Source organism: Micromonospora sp. NPDC049274 (assembly GCF_040678875.1).
In the GTDB taxonomy this organism is placed as follows: Bacteria; Actinomycetota; Actinomycetes; order Mycobacteriales; family Micromonosporaceae; genus Micromonospora.
This window is the reverse complement of the sequence record NZ_JBFAQS010000004.1, coordinates 181,293-201,478: the sequence shown is the minus strand read 5'-3', so window position 1 is coordinate 201,478 and position 20,186 is coordinate 181,293. Positions and strand designations below refer to the sequence as shown.

Annotated in this window: 21 protein-coding genes; 9 read left to right on the top strand and 12 right to left on the bottom strand. The window is 71.7% G+C overall.

Annotated features, from left to right (window positions below; genetic code table 11):
* Positions 1 to 11: 11 nt before the first annotated feature.
* The 4 genes from AB0K10_RS09815 to AB0K10_RS09800 all read right to left on the bottom strand — a co-directional run bounded on the left by AB0K10_RS09815 (position 12) and on the right by AB0K10_RS09800 (position 4,187).
* Entirely contained in the window at positions 12 to 1,247 is a 1,236-nt protein-coding gene (locus AB0K10_RS09815; RefSeq protein ID WP_363681759.1) for a cellulose binding domain-containing protein, read from the bottom strand.
* A gap of 202 nt (positions 1,248 to 1,449) precedes the next feature.
* A complete protein-coding gene (locus AB0K10_RS09810) occupies positions 1,450 to 2,691 on the bottom strand; it encodes a sigma-70 family RNA polymerase sigma factor (protein WP_363681757.1) in 1,242 nt (413 codons plus the stop codon).
* A complete protein-coding gene (locus AB0K10_RS09805) occupies positions 2,691 to 3,065 on the bottom strand; it encodes a YciI family protein (RefSeq protein WP_363681755.1) in 375 nt (124 codons plus the stop codon). The genes AB0K10_RS09810 and AB0K10_RS09805 overlap by 1 nt, the downstream gene beginning before the upstream one ends.
* A 189-nt stretch (positions 3,066 to 3,254) precedes the next feature.
* Positions 3,255 to 4,187 carry a LysR family transcriptional regulator gene (locus tag AB0K10_RS09800; RefSeq protein ID WP_363681753.1) on the bottom strand — a complete coding sequence of 311 codons (933 nt, stop codon included), beginning with the start codon at positions 4,185 to 4,187 and terminating at the stop codon, positions 3,255 to 3,257.
* A 123-nt stretch (positions 4,188 to 4,310) separates the two neighbouring features.
* Between AB0K10_RS09800 and AB0K10_RS09795 the strand changes: the two genes are divergently transcribed.
* The 4 genes from AB0K10_RS09795 to AB0K10_RS09780 all read left to right on the top strand — a co-directional run bounded on the left by AB0K10_RS09795 (position 4,311) and on the right by AB0K10_RS09780 (position 9,563).
* The gene (locus AB0K10_RS09795; protein WP_363681751.1) at positions 4,311 to 5,558 is read left to right on the top strand and encodes an MFS transporter; all 1,248 of its coding nucleotides are present in this window, start codon (positions 4,311 to 4,313) and stop codon (positions 5,556 to 5,558) included.
* A 137-nt stretch (positions 5,559 to 5,695) separates the two neighbouring features.
* On the top strand, positions 5,696 to 6,727 hold the full coding sequence (locus AB0K10_RS09790; protein ID WP_363681749.1) for a pectinesterase family protein: 1,032 nt from the start codon (positions 5,696 to 5,698) through the stop codon (positions 6,725 to 6,727).
* Entirely contained in the window at positions 6,724 to 8,280 is a 1,557-nt protein-coding gene (locus AB0K10_RS09785) for a cellulose binding domain-containing protein (RefSeq protein ID WP_363681747.1), read from the top strand. Before AB0K10_RS09790 ends, AB0K10_RS09785 begins: the two co-directional genes overlap by 4 nt.
* 35 nt (positions 8,281 to 8,315) lie before the next feature.
* A complete protein-coding gene (locus tag AB0K10_RS09780) occupies positions 8,316 to 9,563 on the top strand; it encodes a cellulose binding domain-containing protein (protein ID WP_363681745.1) in 1,248 nt (415 codons plus the stop codon).
* Between the two features lie 88 nt (positions 9,564 to 9,651).
* Here the strand turns inward: AB0K10_RS09780 and AB0K10_RS09775 are convergent, their stop codons facing one another.
* Positions 9,652 to 10,605: a hypothetical protein gene (locus tag AB0K10_RS09775; protein WP_363681743.1), complete on the bottom strand. Its 954-nt coding sequence runs from the start codon at positions 10,603 to 10,605 to the stop codon at positions 9,652 to 9,654.
* Positions 10,606 to 10,741: 136 nt separating this feature from the next.
* Here AB0K10_RS09775 and AB0K10_RS09770 point away from each other — a divergent pair, with 136 nt between their 5' ends.
* Positions 10,742 to 11,206, top strand: coding sequence for a hypothetical protein (locus AB0K10_RS09770; protein ID WP_363681741.1), 465 nt, complete (start codon positions 10,742 to 10,744; stop codon positions 11,204 to 11,206).
* Here AB0K10_RS09770 and AB0K10_RS09765 read toward each other — a convergent pair.
* Together AB0K10_RS09765 and AB0K10_RS09760 are read right to left on the bottom strand one after the other, a co-directional pair.
* Positions 11,185 to 11,760 carry a GNAT family N-acetyltransferase gene (locus AB0K10_RS09765; RefSeq protein ID WP_363681740.1) on the bottom strand — a complete coding sequence of 192 codons (576 nt, stop codon included), beginning with the start codon at positions 11,758 to 11,760 and terminating at the stop codon, positions 11,185 to 11,187. The two genes, AB0K10_RS09770 and AB0K10_RS09765, sit on opposite strands and share 22 nt — an antisense overlap.
* Positions 11,761 to 11,831: 71 nt before the next feature.
* Complete coding sequence (locus AB0K10_RS09760; RefSeq protein ID WP_363681738.1) at positions 11,832 to 13,388, bottom strand: NAD(P)/FAD-dependent oxidoreductase; 1,557 nt, start codon at positions 13,386 to 13,388, stop codon at positions 11,832 to 11,834.
* A 169-nt stretch (positions 13,389 to 13,557) separates the two neighbouring features.
* Between AB0K10_RS09760 and AB0K10_RS09755 the strand changes: the two genes are divergently transcribed.
* The 4 genes from AB0K10_RS09755 (at position 13,558) to AB0K10_RS09740 (ending at position 16,391) form a co-directional block, all read left to right on the top strand.
* Complete coding sequence (locus AB0K10_RS09755) at positions 13,558 to 14,823, top strand: hypothetical protein (RefSeq protein ID WP_363681736.1); 1,266 nt, start codon at positions 13,558 to 13,560, stop codon at positions 14,821 to 14,823.
* Positions 14,824 to 14,856: 33 nt separating this feature from the next.
* Positions 14,857 to 15,297 carry a hypothetical protein gene (locus tag AB0K10_RS09750; protein WP_363681734.1) on the top strand — a complete coding sequence of 147 codons (441 nt, stop codon included), beginning with the start codon at positions 14,857 to 14,859 and terminating at the stop codon, positions 15,295 to 15,297.
* Between the two features lie 78 nt (positions 15,298 to 15,375).
* Complete coding sequence (locus AB0K10_RS09745; protein WP_363681732.1) at positions 15,376 to 15,948, top strand: GNAT family protein; 573 nt, start codon at positions 15,376 to 15,378, stop codon at positions 15,946 to 15,948.
* Positions 15,949 to 15,977: 29 nt separating this feature from the next.
* Positions 15,978 to 16,391 carry a type II toxin-antitoxin system Phd/YefM family antitoxin gene (locus AB0K10_RS09740; protein WP_358148490.1) on the top strand — a complete coding sequence of 138 codons (414 nt, stop codon included), beginning with the start codon at positions 15,978 to 15,980 and terminating at the stop codon, positions 16,389 to 16,391.
* Positions 16,392 to 16,495: 104 nt separating this feature from the next.
* Here AB0K10_RS09740 and AB0K10_RS09735 read toward each other — a convergent pair whose 3' ends face one another.
* From AB0K10_RS09735 to smpB, 5 genes are all read right to left on the bottom strand, one after another.
* Positions 16,496 to 17,563, bottom strand: a complete 1,068-nt coding sequence (locus AB0K10_RS09735; RefSeq protein ID WP_363681729.1) for an ABC transporter ATP-binding protein — start codon at positions 17,561 to 17,563, stop codon at positions 16,496 to 16,498.
* A complete protein-coding gene (locus AB0K10_RS09730; RefSeq protein ID WP_363681727.1) occupies positions 17,560 to 18,375 on the bottom strand; it encodes an ABC transporter permease in 816 nt (271 codons plus the stop codon). Before AB0K10_RS09730 ends, AB0K10_RS09735 begins: the two co-directional genes overlap by 4 nt.
* Complete coding sequence (modA, locus tag AB0K10_RS09725; RefSeq protein WP_363681725.1) at positions 18,372 to 19,160, bottom strand: molybdate ABC transporter substrate-binding protein; 789 nt, start codon at positions 19,158 to 19,160, stop codon at positions 18,372 to 18,374. Before modA ends, AB0K10_RS09730 begins: the two co-directional genes overlap by 4 nt.
* On the bottom strand, positions 19,157 to 19,582 hold the full coding sequence (locus AB0K10_RS09720) for a helix-turn-helix domain-containing protein (protein WP_363681724.1): 426 nt from the start codon (positions 19,580 to 19,582) through the stop codon (positions 19,157 to 19,159). The genes modA and AB0K10_RS09720 overlap by 4 nt, the downstream gene beginning before the upstream one ends.
* A gap of 91 nt (positions 19,583 to 19,673) precedes the next feature.
* On the bottom strand, positions 19,674 to 20,165 hold the full coding sequence (gene smpB / locus AB0K10_RS09715; protein WP_363681722.1) for an SsrA-binding protein SmpB: 492 nt from the start codon (positions 20,163 to 20,165) through the stop codon (positions 19,674 to 19,676).
* Positions 20,166 to 20,186 lie beyond the last annotated feature (21 nt).

Here is a 20,186-nt window from a genome sequence, read left to right as displayed (position 1 = left end):
GCCAACCAGCGTCAGCTACCGGCGCAGGTGGCGGTGGTGCCGCTGCCGTTGCCGGTGCCCTGGAACCCGAAGCTCGTGGTCTGCCCCGCCGCCAGTCGTCCGTTGTAGCTCTGGTTGGCGACGGCGATGGTGCCGCTGTTGCCGCTGGCAACGCCGTTCCACAGCGAGCTGACCGACGCCCCGCTCGGCAGGGTGAGGGTGACGCGCCAGCCGGTGAGCGCGGAGGTCCCCGCGGTGACGGTCACGGTGGCGACGAATCCGCCGTTCCACTGGTCCTGGAGGGCATAGACCGCGGTGCAGGCCGGGGTGCCGGTCGGCGGGGGAGTGGTGGGTGGCGGCGTGGTGGGCGGGGGCGTGGTCGGTGGTGGCGTGGTGGGCGGGGGCGTGGTCGGGGGAGTGCCGCCGTCGAGCGTCAGGTTCTTCTGCTGGACGGTCCACTGGCTGTGGCACAGGCCGCAGTCGGAGCCGACGAAGTTGGCGCCGGACGTGGTGTCCCCCTTGAGGCGCCACTTGAGGTAGAGCACCGCGACGCGGCCGAACTCGCCGCCGTTGGCCTGGTCGTAGGTGCCGCCGTGGCCGACGTTGAGGTTGCCCATGAAGGCGGGCAGCGCGGCCGGCAGCTTTCCCCAGTCGTCGATGGCGTTCGGGTAGGCGATGTCGCTGGGCCCGCCGATGAAGTAGGCGATCGGCTTGGTCAGTCTCCGGAGCTGGTAGTCGTCGGCGTCGTTCAGCAGGCCGCTGCTGAAGATGCCGGTCGTGGTGACGCGCGGGTCGGCGGAGACCGCGTACGCCTCCAGCCCTCCGCAGGAGAAGCCCGCGACGGCTACCTTTGTCGTGTCGATCTTGTTGTAGTACTTGCTGCCCTGCCGGGAGTTCTCCGCGATGGCCCAGTCGATCGACTGGGTGAGCATCTGGGAGGTGGTGGAGCCGGAGCCGTTCGGGGCGCCGTTGGCGATGGCGAGAAAGCCGTGCGAGGCGATCTCGCGCAGGAAATTCCCCTGGGACAGGCCGTTGGCCGAGCACCCGCCGTTACCCCAGACGACGATGGGCAGACGTTCGGACGGGAGCGTCTGCGGCCGGAAGATGGTGTGGTTGGCCAGGCTGGCCGAGGTCTCGTAGTCGGCGGGATAGGGTCCGGAACCGCCGACGGCGGCACCGGCCGGTGTCGCGCCGAGCGCCATGATCACCGAGGCGACCGGGACGACGACGGCCACCAACCCCGCGTAGATCTTCGATCTCCTTCTCATGCACCCCTCCAACGAACGTCACGGTGGCTCCCCGCGGCGGCGGTGGTGGCTGCTCGTTCGCGCTGCGACCGCAAGGGTCAGCGCAGGCCACGGGCCAGGTCGAGGCGAACGCGTCGACCACCCGGCGGGGTCCCCACAGGCGATCCGATGGGAGCGGTACGCAGTTACTATCACCGTCGTAACGAAAAGTGTCAATATAACGTCAACCCAGCGTGGCCGCCTTGCGCAGCAGCACCGAGCGTTCGGGCTGGTTGGCGCACAGCCGGGCGGCCAGCTCCAGCTCGGCGCGCGCCTCCGGTCGTCGTCCGAGTCGGGCCAGCAGTTCGCCGCGTACGGTCGGGACCAGGTGGGACCCGGGGAGTCGGTTCGCGGCGATCAGCTCGTCCACGATGGCCAGAGCCGGCGCCGGGCCCGAGGCCATGGCCACGGCGACGGCCCGGTTGAGGTCGACAACCGGCGAGGGCGCGACCCGGCCGAGCGCCTCGTAGAGGACCACGATCCGGTCCCAGTCGGTCGCTTCGACCGACGGCGCCGACGCGTGGGTGGCGGCGATCGCGGCCTGCAGACCGTAGGGGCCGAGTCCGCGCGTCGACGCCGCCCTGCCCAGCGCGGCCAGCCCGCGACGGATCGCGGAGATGTCCCACCGCCGCCGGTCCTGGTCCTCCAGCAGGACCGGCGAGCCGTCCGGGCCGGTCCGGGCCGGGAAGCGCGCGGCCGTCAGCTCGCACAACGCGAGCAGACCGTGCGCCTCCGGCTCGTCCGGCGCGAGCGCGGCCAGCGTACGGGCCAGCCGGATCGCCTCGTACGCGACGTCGGGGCGCAGCAACCGGTCGCCCGACGTGGCCGTCGACCCCTCGGTGAAGATCACGTACAGGACGCTGAGTACGCCTCCGAGCCGTTCCCGACGCTCGGCGGCCGGCGGCAGCTCGAACGGCACCCGGGCCGCCGCGATGGTCTTCTTGGCGCGGGTGATGCGGGCCTGCACGGTCGGCACGGGCACGAGGAACGCGCGGGCGATCTCCTCGCTGGACAGGCCGGCGACCACGCGCAGGGTCAGCGCCACCCGGGCCTCGGGGGAGAGCACCGGATGGCAGCTCACGAACATCAGCGCCAGCACGTCGTCGTCGATCCGGTCGGGGTCGACGTCCTCGTCGAGCACCGAGCTCGCCGCCCAGCCGACTGCCGAGTCGACCGCCAGCAGGGCGTACCGCTCCCGGAGCGCGCTTCGGCGCCGGATCGCGTCGATGGCCCGCCGTCGGGCCGTGGCCATCAGCCAACCGGCCGGATTGGCCGGCAGGGCACGCCGCCACGACACCAGCGCCTCGGCCACCGCCTCCTGGGCGGCATCCTCGGCCAGGCCGAAGTCGCCTGTGAACCGGGTCAGCGCGGCCACGATCCGCGCCGACTCGATCCGCCAGACGGCCTCGACGTCGGCCGTGCCCATCAGGGCCGGCCGTCGCCGGGGACCTCGTCCGCCCCGGCCACCCGCCGGACCTCGATCTTGGATCCACGCACCGCCGGGAACCTCCGGGCCCACTCGATTGCCTCCTCCTTCGAGGCGACATCGAGCAGGAAGTAGCCCCCGAACAGTTCCTTGGTCTCGCCGTACGGCCCGTCCGTGACCACCGGAACCTCGCCGCCGAAGTCGACCACGACACCCCGGGCCGGATCGTCCAGCCCTTCGGCCGCGAGGAGGACGCCGGCCTTGACCATCTCCTCGATGAACGTGCGGGTCGTGGCCATCGCCTCGTCGATCGAGGCCATCATGGCGGCGTTCGACTCGTCGGTGCCTCGCATGATCAGCATGTACGTCGACATCGCGTTCTCCTCATTCGGCGGGCCGCCTCTCGACCCGCGCACCCACCCGTCGAACGGGCGGCCGACGCATCGACACGGCCCCGCAAGATCTTTTGTCGCGCCGCCACGGAGACGAGCCCGCAGCGGTGGCCCGAACGCGCATTGTCGCAGCTCCGCAGCGGGCGGAATCCACGCCGCCGAGGGGCGGTATCACCGTGTCGGTGCCCAGGAGGGCCGCCAGGTCGTGGCGGGCAGCGGCGCCAGGCTCGCGCAGTGGTCGATGACCGCCCGCAACCCCGGGTGCGGGTTCGCTCGCGGCAGGATGAGCGAGAGCGGGTACGCGAGCGTCGGCTCCACGATCGGGATGCGACGCAGGTCGTGGTTCGTCGGCCAGACGTACCTGTCGCGTGAGCCGACCAGGGTTGCCACGTCGGCGGAGTCCGCCAGGATGTCGAGGAGCACCTCGTCGCCGAAGTGCGGGCCCGCGGCGTCGACGCGCAGGTCGAAGTCGGTGACGAGTTGGTCGTAGAAGTCCGCCCACTCGCTGCCTGGTGCGATGCCCGGCACCCAGATCCGGTGCCCGCGCAGCTGCGACGGTGTCAGGGTGCGCGCGGAGGCGAGAGGGTGTCGCGGGCCGACGAGGAGTTCCGACGGGGAGTCGAACGCATGGATCATCCGCACGTCGCGCGGCAGCGTGGCCGGGTCGGTGACCGAGCGGAACGAGGCGTCGACGTCGCCGGCCTGGACGGCGGCGACCGCCGCGCGCGGGTCGTTGACCCGCAGGGTCACCACGTCGAGCGTGGTCTCCGGATGTGACCGCCAGTAGTCGTGCAGGACGACTGCCTGCGCGGACCGCAGGCCGAGAACGTCGATCCGCAGGGCCCGCGAGCCCGGTCTGATCGCGGCGAGGGCGCGGTCCACCCCGACCACGACGCTCCGGGCGTGCGGGAGGAACGCCTGGCCGTCGAGCGTCAGCTCGACCCCTCGGGGAGTACGCGTGAACAACCGCACGTCGAGCGCGCGCTCAAGAGCCGCGATCCGCTTCGACACGGCCTGCTGCGTCACGCCCAGCTCCTCGGCAGCGAGCTGCAACTGGCCGAACTCGGCCGCCCGGACGAACGATCGCACCGCCTCGGTATCCACCGCATCATTATCCACCCGTACAACCGATGGTTGTGACACGACCAAGCGTCGGTTGTTTGCGCCCAGGTCGCCGGCGCTGGTGTGCTGCCCGGGCACGAACGTCGGTTGCCACGAGGGGGGCGGATGCGCGCGCGGTTGGGGTCCAGCTTCGGTTGGCTGTGGTCGGCCTACGCCGTCAGCACGTACGGCACGTGGTTCGCCTTCGGTGCGTTCCCGCTGATCGCGGTCCGCGTGCTGCACGCGCCGGCGTTCGCCGTGTCGATCCTGGCGGCGGCCGGGCCCGCCGTCGCGGCGGTCGTGGCGTTCTCGCTCGGGCCGTGGGTCGAGCACCGGGCGAAGCGGCCGGTGCTGGTCGCCACGGACCTGATCCGGTTCGTGGCCATGGCGAGCGTCCCGCTCGCGTACGCCCTCGGCCTGCTGTCCTACGGCCAGTTGCTTGTGGTCTCGGTCATCTCCGGGACCGCGAGCATCGCCTTCACCGCCGCGACCGGCGCGTACCTCAAGTATCTCGTCCGCGGCGATGACCTGCTGGTGGCGAACGGGCGGTTCGAGGCCACGACCTGGACGGCGACCGCGGTGGGCCCACCCCTCGGCGGCGCGCTCGTCGGGCTGCTCGGCCCGGTCGTCACCGTCGCCGCCGACGCCCTCAGCTACCTGCTGTCGGCGCTCGCGGTCCTGCGCATCCGCGGCGGCGACGTCGCGTCACCCCGGGACCGGGGCGGCCGGCTGCGTGCCGCCGACCTTCTCATCGGCTGGCGGTTCATCCTCCACGACAGTGTCCTGCGAGGGCTGTTCCTCAACTCGATCCTGGTCGGCGGCCTCATCATGGCCACCGCGCCGCTGCTGGCCGTCCTCCTGCTGGACCAGTACCACTTCCCGGCCTGGCAGTACGGTCTCGCCTTCGGCGTCCCGGCGCTCGGCGGCCTGGTGGGCGCCCGCGTGTCCGCGCGCCTCGTGGCCCGTCACGGCCGGCACCGGGTCATGACGGTCTCCGGGTGGCTGCGCTCGCTCTTCCCCCTCGGTCTCGCGTTCGTCCAGCCCGGCATCCCGGGCCTCGTCACCGTGATCGTCGTCGAGGGCCTGCTGATCACCTGCATGGGTGTCTTCAACCCGATCTACGCGACCGAACGACTGCACCGCACCCCGCTGGGCCACACCGCCCGCGTCCTGAGCACCTGGAGTGCCGTCGGCAGGCTCGTCCAGGCGGCCCTGGTGGTGATCTGGGGCGTCCTCGCGAGCCTCACCAGCCCTCTCGCGGCGATCACCATCTCCGGCGTGCTCCTGCTCGCCACCCCGCTCCTGCTGCCCGGGCGGACGCCGTCGCCGGCCACCGAGCCCGCCGCAACCGGCGAAGACGTCCAGGTCGGATGACTCACCAGCCATCTTTATATTTCAGATCGTCGATGTTAACGTTAACTTAACGGCGTCGTCTTCCGGTCGGCATGATCTTCGGCGGGCGCCCGGTGGATCGGAGAACGCTTATGACCACATCCGGCAGGATCCTTGGCGTGCGCTCGGTGGCGGTGGTGACGGTGTGCGCTCTCGCCGCCGCGGTCCCGATGGCCTCCGCCGCGTCCGCGTCCACGACCATCACCGTGGCCGCCGACGGCAGCGGCACCTACACGACCGTGCAGGCGGCGATCGACAGCGTCGCGGCGAACAACAGCCTTCCGGTCACCATCACCATCAAACCCGGCACCTACCGGGGCGTGGTCACCATTCCCGCCAACAAGCCCCACCTCACGTTGGCCGGCGCCGGCGGCTCCGCCGCACAGGTGGTGATCGTCGAAGGGCACGCGTCCGGCCAGACCAAGCCCGGTGGTGGCACGTACGGCACGTCCGGCAGCGCCTCGGTCTTCGTCAACGCCAACGACACCACGATCAGCAATCTGACCATGTCGAACGACTTCAACGAGGCCGCCAACACCCTCGACGCCGAGCAGGCCGTCGCCGTCAACACCTCCGGCGACCGGGTGCAGTTCGACAACGTCCGCATCCTCGGCAACCAGGACACGCTGCTGGTCAACGCGCCAAGTGTGAGCTCGGTCCGGCGTCTCTACGTCCGTAACTCCTACGTGGAGGGCGACGTCGACTTCATCTTCGGGCGGGGCACCATGGTCTTCCAGAACGGCACAGTGCACTCGCTCACCCGGGGCTCGTCGTCGAACAACGGCTACATCACCGCCGCGGCCACCGACATCAACAACAAGTTCGGCTTCCTGTTCTGGGGAACCACACTGACCAGTAACGCCCCCGCCAGGACCGTCTATCTGGGCCGGCCCTGGCACCCCAGCGGCGACGTCAACGCCCGCGGTCAGGTCCTCTACCGGGGCGTCGCGATGGGGGCACACATCCGCACCGACCCCTGGACCGACATGTCCGGCTTCTCGTGGAGGACCGCCCGGTTCGCCGAGTACGGCAGCACCGGGGCCGGCGCCGTCATCAACGCCAACCGGCCCCAGATGAGCGCCTCCACCGCCACCCAGTACACACCCACCGCCTATCTGGCGGGTAACGACGGCTGGAACCCCATCCGATGACGAAGATCCGTTCCCACGACCATGATCAGCGTCCCGTGCGCCCGCGCACCCGCCTCGGGGCACTCAGGAACGCCTGGACAACGACGCGTACCGCGGCCCTGATCGCCGTCACCGCCGGGGTGCTCGCCGCAGGTCTGCCGGTCCTCAGCGCTGAGGCCGCGGTCGGTGACGGCACGCCGGCCGACTCGAACATCAGCTTCGTCGGCCGGTGGAACAGGGCGAACGCCTCGGCGTACGTGCCGTACTGGGCCGGCGCGTACCTGCGGGTCGGCTTCACCGGCAAGACGGTGAAGCTCCGGCAGCGCAACACCATCCAACTGTGGGCCAGCATCGACGGCAGGGCGTTCACGTCCTTCACGGGCTCCGGCACGATCAACCTGACACCGACCGCGTTGGCGGCCGGCAACCACACGTTGATCGTCAGTTACCGGCAGGTGGCCGGCTCCTACACCGGCGACGCGGTCTTCCAGGGGCTGATCCTGGATTCGGGCGCGGGCACGTTCAAGCCGCCGGCCCGCCCCAAGCTTGTCGAGTTCGTCGGCGACTCGATCACCGCAGGCGCCACGAGCAGTCAGCTCGCCCTGACCGACTACGCCTTCAAGGTCGGTGAGAGGCTCGGCTACGACCACACCCAGATCGCGATCGGTGGCATGTGTCTTGCCGAGACGACCGATGGATGCTGGGCGCAGGCGACGCGCTACTGGATGTCCTCCGGTGGCCAGGCCGGCACCGACCAGTGGGACTTCTCCCGCTACACGGCCGACGGCGTGGTGATCAACCTGGGGACCAACGACAAGAGTCACGGCGTGAGCGCGGCAGCCTTCCAGGCGACGTACACCACCTTCCTCACGAAGATCCGGGCGAGGTTTCCGAACGCGAAGCTCTTCGCCATGCGGACGTTCATCGGTCGCTACGGGACCGAGACGGAGGCGGCGGTGCGGGCACGCAACGCCGCGGGTGACGCCAACGTGTTCTACGTGGACACCACCGGCTGGCTGCCGTCCGGCGGCCTGAGCGACTCGGTGCACCCGAACGACGCGGGCCACCAGGCCATCACCGACAGGCTGGCCCCGATCCTCAGCGCAGCACTGACCACGACCCCGACCCCGACCCCCACCACTCCCGCGCCGACGACTCCCGCGCCGACGACTCCCGCGCCGACGACTCCGGCGCCGACGACTCCCGCGCCGACGACTCCGGCACCGACCACCCCCGCGCCCACCACGCCGGCGGGCGGGGCCTGTGCGGTCACCTACCGCAAGACCGGTGACTGGGGTACGGGTGCCCAGTTCGACGTGACCCTCAGCAACACCTCCACCGTTCCGGTCAACGGTTGGACACTGACCTGGACGCTGCCCGGCAGTCAGCGGATCACGCAGTCCTGGAATGCCACAGTCACCCAGTCCGGCGCGGCGGCCACGGCGCTGAACGCCTCCTGGAACGCGGTGATCCCCGCCGCCGGTTCGGCCAGCTTCGGATTTGTCACCGACAGCCCGCTCGGCGGAGCGACAGGTTTCTCCCTCAACGGCTCCCCGTGCGCCGCCGCCACGTGATGGTCAGCGTCTCCGATCAAGGCAGGAGTAACCCGATGATGGTTCGCCGATCGCGTCTCGTGGTCCTGGCGGCAACGGCCCTGACCGTCGTGGCCGGCGGGCTCGGCATCGCCACCGCGCAGGCCGCCACCCCGGCGTGCGGTGTCGCCTACCGGATCACCAGCCAGTGGACCGGCGGGTTCGGAGCCGATGTCGTCGTCACCAACCTCGGTGACCCGGTGACCAGTTGGGCCGTGGGTTGGAGTCTCGCCCCCGGGCAGGGCGTGACGCAGGCGTGGAACGCCACCGTCACGGTCACCGGCACGGCGGTGACCGCCACCAACGTGAGCTACAACGGTGCCGTCGGCTCTGGCGCATCGGTAAGCTTCGGCTTCACCGGCTCGTGGAGCGGCAGCAACCCGGTGCCGTCGTCGTTCACGTTCAACGGCACCACCTGTGCCGGCCCACCGGCAGTGACCCCCACCGCGCCGACGCCGACGCCGACCCCGTCGCCGACGTCAACGCAAACGCCGAACCCGACGCCCTGCACTGGACCGAGCACACCGCCGGTGACGCCCTCGCCGACGCCCCCGCCGATCAAGGTGTGGATGGCAGGTGATTCCACGATGATGAACGCCAGCACCTGTCCCATCGGCTGGGGCAGCCAGTTCGCGTCCTACCTCACGTCGAACGTCACCGTGCAGAACAGCGCCGTCGGCGGTCGCAGCATCCAGACGTGGCTGTACGAGGGCAATGTGACAGCCACCAAGAACTCGGCCGGCGAGTGCACGCTCAGCTCGACCGCCTACAGCGCGCGGTGGTCGGCGATGCTGGACACCAGCAGTGGCTTCAAGTCCGGTGACTATCTGATCATCCAGTTCGGCATCAACGACGGTGACTCGGCCTGCCCGCGACACGTCGGCACCAACCGCTTCAAGGAACTGCTCGGCGTCATGGCGACTGCCGCCAAGGCCAGAGGCGTGAAGCCCATCTTCGTCACGCCGGTCGCGGCAATCACGTGCAGCGGCAGCACCGCCGTCGGCAACCGCGGTTTCGTCGCCGAGACGACGGCTGCGGCAGCCGCCAACGGCGTACCGGTCATCGACCTGCACGCGAAGAGCGTGGCGCTCTACAACGCGCTCAGGCTGTGCCCGAACAACGGTGACTACTCGACGGGCGCGGTCGGCGCGTTCTTCTGCAACGACCACACCCACTTCGAGGCCGCCGGCGCCAGACAGATCGCCGGCCTGATCGCCACCGCCCTCAGGGCGCAGAACATCCCGCTCGCCGCCTACCTGAGGTGACAGCCACCCTCCGGCCGCGCTGCCCGACGACAGGAGCCAGGTTGCTCGGCCAAACCCCGGATCGCCTGGGTGGAACACGTCCGGCGGGTCAGCTCTGCTGGTAGTTCACCGCCGCGAACCCGCACGGCTGGTGCAGGTGCAGGTAGTAGGCGCCCTCGCCGTAGTCGTCCAGGTCCGCGCCGCCGATCAGGCCCACGTAGTCCATCGGATCGCCGCAACCGGGGCAGTCGGCGTGCTCGGCGTCCTGGATCCACTCGGGCCGGCCACCCAGCGTCGATCCACCCCGGTCCCAGGCGCTGACCTGATACGGGCTCGACAACGCCTGCCCGAGCACCGGCGCCAGCGCCGGCGGGTCCTCCGGTTCGTCATCGTCCGGGAGGTAGCCCGGGCGGGTGTTGCCGGCCCACCAGGTGGTGCCACCGGCCGGAGTGACGTGGCTGTACAGCGTCGTGAAACAGGCGCAGAAGTGGCAGGTCTCGATCACCAACCGCCCAGACCAGCCGGTGTGGGCCAGCGCGGCGGCGATGGCGGCATCCGTGGTGTCGAGGTCCGCGGCGACCCACAGCGGCGAGGCGCACCACGGACACGTGGGCCGGTCCGCGCCGGGCGCCGTTTCGCGCATGACCCACCGGTACGCGGTGTCGCCGCACAGGTCGCGTCGGCGGCCGTCCGCGCCGACCGCCCAGCCGCCCTCGTGGGCGTAGCCGAGCGCGTTGACGTGCAGCTCGTCCGAGCCGGCCGGGGGCTGCGTCGACCAGCGGCGCATGGCGCTCTCGGCGGACGGGTGGGCACTGTGCGCCAGGATCATGAGCAGGTCGTTCAGCTGATCGGGTGTCCGACCGCTGTCGATCTGCTCGATGACCCGGCGGACCAGGTCCGCGTCCGCCGCGCGGTACAGCTTCGCCGGACACAGCACCTCGAGGTCGAGCAGGAGACCGAGATGCGGGGCCAGCCTGCGGGGGTCGGTGTCCGCGATCGCGGACAACTCCTCGATCGCGTCGTCGTCCTCGGTGGCGGCACGTTCGATCACATCCTCGATCACGAGGGGATGGTATCCGCGTACTGCTTGGCGTCGCAGCGCTGCGGCGCTGAGGCTCGCTGGGTAGCAGACCCGTGATGAGCCACCATCCACATCGGCCTCGTTCCGGAGCAGCCCGGCTGCTACCGTCCTGCAGCGGATGACGATCATGATGAATGCCGGGGAGTTGACGCGGATGCGAATGAAGACGAAGACGATGCGCCGGGCCGCTGCGCTGATCATGGTGCCGACGACTGTGGCCCTCGTACTGGTCGGAACCGCCTCGGCGGCGTCGGCGACCACGGGCACGCCGAGCGGATCGCCGCCGGCCGCGAACGGTGTCGACGTGTGGTGCGTGTCGACGACGGGCGCGAAGGCGTGCTTCGCCGCGTACGGGGACCGGGTGTGGGTGAAGGACACCAAGGCGAACGGCGCGCCCGCCGCCGGCACGATCCAGGGACCGGACTGGAGTCGTCAGTGCATCAACAACAGCGGAGCGGACGCCGGCTGGGTCCTGTGCAACTTCGACGTGCCGGAGTACGACGAGGGCCTGCTGTGGGCCGTCAACAACCCGTTCATCGGCAACGAGAGCAGCACGGAGATCTACACCAGCGGCCCGATCTGATGCCGCAGCTCGGAGGTGTTGGCGGCCGTTCCCGGGGACTCAGCGTGATCGGGCACCTCGACGTCCTCCAGCAGTAGCCAGGTGTCCGCGGGGATGTGCGGCTTGCCGGGAATGGCGCGTCGTTCCTCGCGGTGGCCCTTCGGGCAGACCTCGGCGGCGAGCCGGCGCCAGAAGCGGGCCGCGCCGGGGTTTTCCTCCTGGAAGGGAATCTCCCAGGCGCCCGGGTGTGCGGTGAAGAGTTGCCGGGCGGCGAGTCGACCCACGCCCGAGCGACGGACGGCTCGCACGACGAAGAACTCGGCGACACGCAACGGTGGGATCTCCACGCCGGAGACGAAGGCGAAGCCCACGGGCCGCCTGCCCTGGCAGATGAGGTAGCCAGAGCTGGTCGGGTCGTTGAGGTAGGTCGGAAGGCGGCCGAGGGTGAACAGACCCGTGTCGTCCGGCAGACTGTCGCGGAACTCGGAAAGGTCGTGCCGGTACAGCTGCCACAGCCGCTCCACGAGCGACTGGTCAGCGGGCTGGATCGACCGGAGGGTGACGGGGTTCAGCACGCCGTCATCCTGCCCGATCCGCAGGGCTGGGAGGCGCGCAGGCTGACTGACGCAGGGTAGACGCCATCGCCTCACACCAGCGGCGCCCTCGTGGATCGGCCGCCGTCGCCGGCTGCGCGGACGCCCTCCCGAACGGTGATCGGTGCGCTGATGATCCGGCTGGGCAGCACCGGCGCGTCGCGGCCCGTGCCTCGTCGACCGTCCCCGGTCGACTGCTCGTGGTAGTCCTGCTCGACGTTCACCGACCAGACGTCGTGCGTACTGCCGGTGGCGATGTTCTCGACCGTCAGCATCGCGGTCAGCATCGAGTGGTCCTGGTTGTTGTAGCGGTGCATCCCGTTGCGCCCCACCGGGTGCACGTTCGGCACGGCCTCTGCCAGCCAGGCCCGGATCACGGCCACGTTGTGCTGGTAGCGCTCGTCGTACACCGGATAGGCTTTGGGCATCCGCACCACGTGGCCGGCCTCCACCACGCCGGGCCGGACCAACCCCAACCGCTCCAGCTCCGCGGTGGCCAGGGCCACGAGGCCGGCATCCGGGGTACGCCACATCTCGTCGTCCTCGAACACGAAGTACTCCAGGCCCAGGCAGGTGCGGCCGTCCTTGACGAGGTAGGGCGACCAGGAGCCGAAGTTCTGGATCCGACCCACCCGCACCGCCGGGTCGTGCACGTAGATCCAGTTGTCCGGGAACGAGAACTCGGCCGGCACCACCAGGGCGACGGTCAGGAAGTCGCGGTAGCGCAGGTCCGCGGCGCAGGCCAGCACCTCCGGGGGCGCCGGCGGGCGCAGTGCGGCGACCAGCTCCGAGATCGGCATCGAGGAGATCACGTCGTCGGCCGGCTCGGTGCGCTGCCCGCCCGCGCCGTTGAGCGTCACGCTTGTCGCCCGTCGTCGTTTCGGGTCGCGGTGCACCGCGGTCACCCAGGTGCCGGTGGACACCTCCCCGCCGCGCTGGCGCACCTGCTCGGCGCAGCGTTCCCACATCATCCCCGGCCCGTACTTGGGGTACTGAAACTCCTCGATCAGACTTGTCACGTCGGTGCGACGGCGTCGGGGCAGCACCGCGTTGCGGATGGCAGTGGCCAGCGACAGGTTCTTGATCCGCTGCGCCGCCCAGTCGGCCTGCAACCGGTCCGCCGGCATACCCCAGACCTTCTCGGTGTACGTCTTGAAGAAGATCGAGTACAGCCGCCAGCCGAACCGGGCCGACACCCAGCCCTCGAAGTGCGACTGGTCCTTCGGCGGACGCAGGCGGGCGCGGGCGTACGAGCCCAGGCAGCGCACCGCCTCGGGCAGGCCCAGGTTGCGCAGCGCGTTCGTCGCGCTCAGCGGGTAGTTGAACAGGGCTCCCCGGTAGAAGATCCGGCTCATCCGGGGCCGGGTCAGGAAGTCCTCGTCCGGCAGGATCTCGTGCCAGAACGCCTCCACCCGGGGCACCTTCGTGAAGAACCGGTGCCCGCCGATGTCGAAGCGCCACCCGTCGCGCTCCACGGTCCGGCTGATCCCGCCGACCACCTCGTCGGCCTCGAAGACCCGGACCGGCAGGCCGTGCCGGAGCAACTCGTACGCCGCCGTGAGGCCCGCCGGCCCCGCGCCGATGACCACCGTGCCGTGCTGCTCGCTCATGCCGCCGTACCTTCTCCCGATGGTTGAGGCGCGGCGCATACCCGTTATGCCCGGGATATCGCCTGTTGGGCGTGTCATTTCGCTCCAACTGGGCCCTTCTGGGCGTACAACGAGAGGGGCGGCACCCCCGACGCGGCGGGTGCGTCGACGGACCGGGGGAGCGGGGCGGATGCACCGGTGGCGAAGCGGCCGGCGGCACGCGGCGATGACGGCTGCCCGGCCCGCCGGGGTGGCGGTGGCGGCCTGGCTGGCCGGGGCGGCCGAAGCGGCCGCGCGGCTGGCTCGCCGCGTGCCGGCGCCGTGGCCGTACCTCATCGGGCTCTTTCTCGGCGCGAAGCTGCTGCTGACCCTGCTCGGCCTGCTGGTCCTGCACGCCTGGGACGGCATCCCGGGTGCGCCGCCGGCGGACGAGGCGATGATGTGGGCGCAGCAGCGCGAGATCTCCGGCCACCGGTGGATCTCCTTCTGGTTCGCCTGGGACGCGCTGCTCTACCTGCGGCTGAGTGAGCTGCCACTGACCGGGCAGCCGTGGGGCGACTTCGGGTTTCCCCTGCTCTATCCCTTCCTCGCCCGGCCGGTCGGCGCGCTGCTCGGCGGCGACAACGCGCTGGCGCTGCTGCTGATCAGCAACGTCGCGTTCCTGGGGGCCCTCGCGTACGCCTACCGGCTGGCCGAACTGCTGCTCGGCGACGCGGACGCGGCCCGCCGGTTCACCCGCTACCTGGTGCTGCTGCCGACGGCGTTCCTGTTCCAGGCCGCGCTGACCGAGTCGCTGTTCGTCTGCCTCGCGCTGGCCGCGTTCTACTACGCCGAACGGCGGCGCTGGCTGCTGGTCGGCGTGCTCGGCTACTTCCTGGCGATGAGCCGGTCGGTCGGGCTGCTCGTCGCGGTGCCGCTGGCCCTGGTGCTGCTGCGCCAGCACGACTGGCGGCTCGGCCCACGCGCCCTGCTCGGGTACCTGCGGATCGGCTGGCCGTTGCTGCTGCTGCCCGCCGGATGGTTCACGTTCATGGCGTTCTGCCGGTGGCGGGGCGGGGACTGGTTCGCCTACCAGCATGCGCAGGAGATGGGCTGGGGGATCAGGGTGCAGAACCCGGTGCCGGTGGTGCTCGACGGTCTGGCCGGAGAGCCGCGCGACGCCGCACGGGTCCTCTTCGCGCTGATCGTGCTGGCCGTGCTGGTCGCCGGGTACCGTCGCCGGGAACTGCCGTATCTGGTCTACGGCGTGCTCATGGTGGCGGTGCCGCTGTCGATGGGCCCGGCGGTCTACAGGAGCCTGCTGCGCTACCTGCTCGCCGTGTTCCCGGTGGCGCTGGTGCTGGCCCGCTGGGCCCGTCACGCCGGTGTCGACGTGTGGCTGACGGCGACGCTCGCCGTGGTGCAGGGAGCGCTGTTCGTGCTCTGGCTCACCTACTGGACCCACATGATCATCTGATTGGGTGCCCGCCGGGCGGGGCAGGATGAGGCGATGACCGAGCCACGGGTGCGCCTCGACGATCTCGGCGCCTGGCTGATCAAGGGCAACGCGGACACTGTCGACCTCACCGCCCGGTTCGCCCGCGAGCCGCTGGTGACGAGCTGGTGCGTACGCCCCGGCTACCGGGCCCGGCTGATGCGCGCCGGGCAGCAGGTGGTGTTCTGGGCCAGCGGAAGCCGTGCTCGCCTGCCGTACGGGGTGTGGGGCATCGGGCGGGTCACCGGGGTGGCCGAGCCGGGGCCACCGGGCCAGCCCTGGTCGGTGCCCCTGGAGCTGCCCATCCTTCCCGAACGGGACCGGGTGCCCCGGCCGGCGTTGCGCGCCGACGACCGGCTCGCAGCCCTGGAGGTGTTCCGTCAGCCGCAGGCGGCGAACCCCTCGTACCTGACCGTGGCCCAGTTCGCCGCCCTGCGGACGTACCTGCCGACCTGAGACCCGGCCGGTGCGAGCGGCCGGGTCTGTGCGAGCCTGCTACCCGTCGTCGTGCACCCAACCGTCGGGGGAGGCCTGGTGTTCGCCCTGCCGCTGAGCGAGGATGTCGAGCTGCGTCCGCTGGACCCCTGGCGGGCCGAGGAGTTCCTCGCCCACCTGGACCGCGCTCGCGAGCACATCCGCCCCTGGGTGTCGCCGTCCTTCGTCGCCACCGACCTGCCGTCGGCCCGCGCGGTGTTGCAGCGCTACGCCGACCGTTGGGCCACCGACTCCGGCGGCATCTGGGGGCTGTGGTGGCGCGGCACCCTGGTCGGCGGGGTCATGTTCGTCTCGTTCGACGTCACGCTCGGTGTCTGCGAGGTCGGCTGCTGGCTGGAACCGGCGGCGCAGGGCCGGGGCGTGATCGCCCCCGCGGTCCGCCGGATCGTCGACTGGGCGGTCCGCGAGCGCGGCATCCAGCGCGTCGAGTGGCGCACCAACGCGGCCAACAGCCGCAGCATCGCCCTGGCCCGCCGGCTCGGCCTGCGCCACGACGGCACGCTGCGTCAGGTCTACCCGAGCCCGCGCGGGCGCATCGACCTGGAAATCTGGTCGGTGCTGGCGGACGAGTGGCGGGAGGCGCACCCACCGTCCACAGACGATTCTGAATAGTTGTCGTACCCCGGCGGCACCATGCATTCATGGCCGTCCCCGCGCTCACCCCGCATTCCGACCCGCCGCGTTCCGTGCCGCTGCGTGAGGCGCGCACCCGGTTCAGCCAGCTCGTCGCGCTGGCCGAGCTGACCGACGCCGTCACCGTCGTCACCCGCGACGGCGACCCGCGCCCGGTCGCCGCGATCGTCCCCGCCGCCGCGGCCCGCAGTGGCGCGCAGGCCCGCGCCGACGCCGACCGGCTCGCAGCGGTCACCGCCGGTTGGGCCCGCCGCCTCGAGGAGCAGCATCGGCGCAGCGGCCAGCGGCACGCCGCCGAGCTGGGGGCGGTCCGCGCGGCGCTGGCCGAGGTGTGGGCCGAGTTGGACCGCCGCGTCGTTCCGGGCAGCGATCCGGCCCTGTCCCGGCTGCGCGCCGCGCACGCCGACCTCCTCACCGACTGACCGCCACCCGTCGCCGGCCCGAGCCGCCTTCGCCTCGCCCTTCGCCGCCGCCTCGGCACGAGCCGTGGAGGCGGCGGACCCCGAGCGCTCGCGCCGCGCAGGTGTCAGGTCGCGGCCGGGTAGGCGTGGGTCTCGGTCGCCTTGACCGCCACCCAGACCCGCTGGCCGGGGATCAGCCGCAGGTGCGCCGCGGCGGCCGGCGTGACGTCGGCGGCCACGCCGATCGGCCCGTCCACCTGCACGCGCACGTTGTCGCCGTGGCGCTGCACGCCGGCCACTGTGCCCGCCCAGGTGTTGCGAGGGCTCCCGTCCGGCCGGGCCGGGTGCAGGGCCACCGCCGCCGGGCGGAACGCGACGAACGCGTCCCCGTCGAGCCGGTCGGCCACGGTGAGGGTCAGCTCCGGCGCGACGCGTACCCCGTGGCCTTCGGCCCGGCCCCGATAGAGGTTCAACCCGACCAGGCGGGCCACGTAGTCGGTGCGCGGACGGGCGGTGACGCTCGGCCCGTCGCCCTCCTGCACCACCCGCCCACCCTCGACGATGATCAGACGGTCGGCCAGCGCCAGGGCGTCCAGCGGATCGTGGGTGACAAGCACCGTGGCACCCGGGTGGGCGGCCAGGTGGCGGTGCAGCTCCGCGCGGGTGTCCAGGCGGGTGCGGGCGTCCAGGGCGGCGAGTGGCTCGTCGAGCAGCAGCAGCGACGGCTCGACGGCAAGCGCGCGTGCCAGCGCCACGCGCTGCGCCTGCCCGCCGGAGAGCTGCCGGGGCCGACGATGGGCCTTGCCGGCCAGGCCCACCCGGTCCAGCCAGGCGCGGGCCGTGGCCCGCGCCGCCCGCCTGTCGACGCCGTGGCGGCGCGGCCCGAAGGCAACGTTGTCCAACGCGTCGAGGTGCGGAAAGAGCAGGTAGTCCTGGAAGACCACGCCGATCGGCCGGCGCTCGGTGGGCACCCAGCCCCGGCCTGCCGGCCGATCCAGGTCGACGCCGTCGAGAGTGACGTGCCCGGCGGTGAGCGGATGCAGCCCGGCCAGCGCGCGCAACGCGGTGGTCTTGCCGGCGCCGTTCGGCCCGAGCAGCGCGACGACCTCGCCGGACGCGACCCGCAGCGGAACGTCCAACCGGAAGGCGCCCCGGTCGACGACGAGCCGGGCGTCGAGCAGCGGCGCGGTCACGGGCCGGCCATCCAGCGGTCCCGCAGCGCGGCCAGGATGCCCACCGAGACGATCAGCAGCAGCAGGCTGAGCACGATCGCGGACTCCAGGTCGGTCTCCAACGCCAGGTAGACGGCCAACGGCATCGTCTGCGTACGCCCGGGGTAGTTGCCGGCGAAGGTGATGGTGGCGCCGAACTCGCCCAGCGCGCGCGCCCAGCACAGCACCGCGCCGGCGGCCAGCCCCGGTGCCACCAGGGGCAGCGTGACGTGGGTGAAGGTGGTCCAGCGACCGGCGCCGAGCGTCGCGGCGGCCTCCTCGTAGCGGTGGTCGGCGGCACGCAGGGCGCCCTCCACGGCGATGACGAGGAACGGCATGGCGACGAACGCCTCGGCCAGCACCACGCCCGCGGTCGTGAACGGCAGGGTGACGCCGAACGTGGCGTCGAGCCAGCCGCCGAGCAGCCCGCGCCGGCCGAAGACCAGCAGCAGCGCCACACCACCGACCACCGGAGGCAGCACCAGCGGCACGGTGACCAGGGCGCGGACCAGCCGGCGGCCGGGAAACTCGACCCGGGCCAGCAGCCAGGCCAGCGGCACCCCGAGCAGCAGACAGAACAGCGTGGCCAGGGTCGCGGTCTGCACCGACAGCCGCAGCGCGGTCAGCGCCCCCGGCGCGGTGAGCCGTTGCGGCAGCGTCGTCCACGGCGCCCGGACCACCAGCCCGGCCAACGGCAGGACGAGGAAGAGCAGGCCCAGCCCGGCCGGGATCAGCAGCGCCGCCGGCACCCGCCCCCGTCGGCGCGGCACGGCGGCGGTAGGGACCCCGCTCACGGCGACTGGAAACCGGCCCCGGCGAGGACCGTCTGTGCCGGCGCCGAGCTGACGTACGCGACGAAGGCCCGCGCGCCGGCCGGATTCGGCGCGTCCCTCAGCGCGACGATCGGGTAGTCGTTGATCGCCCGCGCCGACTCGGGAAACTCGATGCCGGCCACGTCGGCGCTCGCCGCGCGGGCGTCGGTGCGGTAGACGAGGGCCGCGTCGACCTCGCCGAGCTTCACCTTGGCGAGCGCGCCCCGGACGTCCTGCTCCAAGGTGACCGGTGTCAACGCGACGCCGGCCGCGGTCAGGGCGGTACGCGCCGCCGCTCCGCAGGGCACCTGCTCGGCGCAGAGCGCCACCTGTACCCCCGGACGGGCCAGGTCGGCCAGCCCTCTCACGCCGGCCGGATTGCCGCGCGGCACGGCGATCACCAGTTGGTTGCGGGTGAAGACGCTCGGCGTGCCCTCGGCGTTGCCGGCCTCGGTCACCGTGGCCATGTTCTTCGGTGCCGCCGAGGCGAAGACGTCCGCCGGGGCGCCCTGGTTGATCTGGTTGGCCAGGGCGGAGCTGCCGGCGAGGTTGAGGGTGACGGTGACGCCCGGGTTGGCGGCCTCGAAGTCCCTGGCGATCCGGGTGAACGACTCGGTGAGTGAGGCGGCGGCGAACACCGTCACCGTGCCGGTGACCCGGCCGTCGGCGCCTGTCGCCGGGGCGTCGCCCCCACCGCAGCCGGCCAGCGCCAGCACGGCGGTCGCGACCCCGGCGCTCAGCGTCGCGCGCCTGCGCCGGCCGCTCATCCGCCGGTCCTTGCCCGGGTAGGCGTGGCGGGCGCGGCCCGCTCCACCACGACAGTCGTCGACTTGATCACGGCGACGGCCATCGACCCGACCCGCAGGTCGAGGTCGTCCACCGCCTCGCGGCTCATCAGCGACACCACCCGGAACGGCCCGGCCTGGATGTCGACCTGGGCCATCACCGTGTCCTTGCGGACGTCGACGACGATGCCGCGCAGCCGGTTGCGGGCGGAGGAGAACTCCGCGCCCGCGTCCGGGTCGGCGGCCTGCGCGCGGGCGAACGCGGCCAGGTCGACGCCGTCGATGACGCGGTGGCCGTGCTCGTCGCGCCCGGCGGGCAGCCGCCCGGCGTCCACCCAGCGGCGGATCGTGTCGGCGCTGACGCCGAGCAGGTCGGCGGCCTCGCCGATGCGAAACATCGTCACCGGGCCACCTTAGCCCTCGCATCTGCGAACGGGGAATGGTGCAACGTCTAGCTTCTGCGCCGCAATGGCGGTCTATTGGCCGCAGATGCGGTCAGGGTCGGCGGGGGTGGCCCTTGAGGTGCCGGCCCAACTCCCGGGCGATCTCGCGGTTGGCGTCGCGCTCGGCGAGGGTCTGCCGCTTGTCGTACGCGCGCTTGCCCTTGGCCAGGGCCAGCTCGACCTTGGCCCAGCCGTTGTCGAAGTACATCGACAGGGGCACCAGCGTCACCCCGCCCTCGCGCACCTTCTCCAGGATCCGGCCGATCTCGGAGCGGTGCAGCAGAAGCTTGCGGTTGCGGCGCGGCGCGTGGTTGGTCCACGTGCCGTAGCTGTACTCGGCGATGTGCAGTCCGTACAGCACGATCTCGCCGTCGCGTTCATGCGCGAACGCGTCCACCAGCGACGCCCGCCCCTCGCGCAGCGACTTCACCTCGGTGCCGACCAGCACGATCCCCGCCTCGTACGTGCGCAGCACGGTGTACTCGTGCCGGGCCTTCTTGTTCGAGGCGATCAGTCGACGCTCAGGGGTTTTGGACGGGCTCACCCGACGACGATATCCGGCCGC

Excerpts from the sequence above, each read along its gene's own strand:
- AB0K10_RS09815 (WP_363681759.1), bottom strand. The coding sequence starts at position 1,247 with ATGAGAAGGAGATCGAAGATCTACGCGGGGTTGGTGGCCGTCGTCGTC.
- AB0K10_RS09810 (WP_363681757.1), bottom strand. The coding sequence starts at position 2,691 with ATGGGCACGGCCGACGTCGAGGCCGTCTGGCGGATCGAGTCGGCGCGG.
- AB0K10_RS09805 (WP_363681755.1), bottom strand. The coding sequence starts at position 3,065 with ATGTCGACGTACATGCTGATCATGCGAGGCACCGACGAGTCGAACGCC.
- AB0K10_RS09795 (WP_363681751.1), top strand. The coding sequence starts at position 4,311 with ATGCGCGCGCGGTTGGGGTCCAGCTTCGGTTGGCTGTGGTCGGCCTAC.
- AB0K10_RS09785 (WP_363681747.1), top strand. The coding sequence starts at position 6,724 with ATGACGAAGATCCGTTCCCACGACCATGATCAGCGTCCCGTGCGCCCG.
- AB0K10_RS09780 (WP_363681745.1), top strand. The coding sequence starts at position 8,316 with ATGATGGTTCGCCGATCGCGTCTCGTGGTCCTGGCGGCAACGGCCCTG.
- AB0K10_RS09770 (WP_363681741.1), top strand. The coding sequence starts at position 10,742 with ATGACGATCATGATGAATGCCGGGGAGTTGACGCGGATGCGAATGAAG.
- AB0K10_RS09760 (WP_363681738.1), bottom strand. The coding sequence starts at position 13,388 with ATGAGCGAGCAGCACGGCACGGTGGTCATCGGCGCGGGGCCGGCGGGC.
- AB0K10_RS09755 (WP_363681736.1), top strand. The coding sequence starts at position 13,558 with ATGCACCGGTGGCGAAGCGGCCGGCGGCACGCGGCGATGACGGCTGCC.
- AB0K10_RS09750 (WP_363681734.1), top strand. The coding sequence starts at position 14,857 with ATGACCGAGCCACGGGTGCGCCTCGACGATCTCGGCGCCTGGCTGATC.
- AB0K10_RS09740 (WP_358148490.1), top strand. The coding sequence starts at position 15,978 with ATGGCCGTCCCCGCGCTCACCCCGCATTCCGACCCGCCGCGTTCCGTG.
- modA (WP_363681725.1), bottom strand. The coding sequence starts at position 19,160 with ATGAGCGGCCGGCGCAGGCGCGCGACGCTGAGCGCCGGGGTCGCGACC.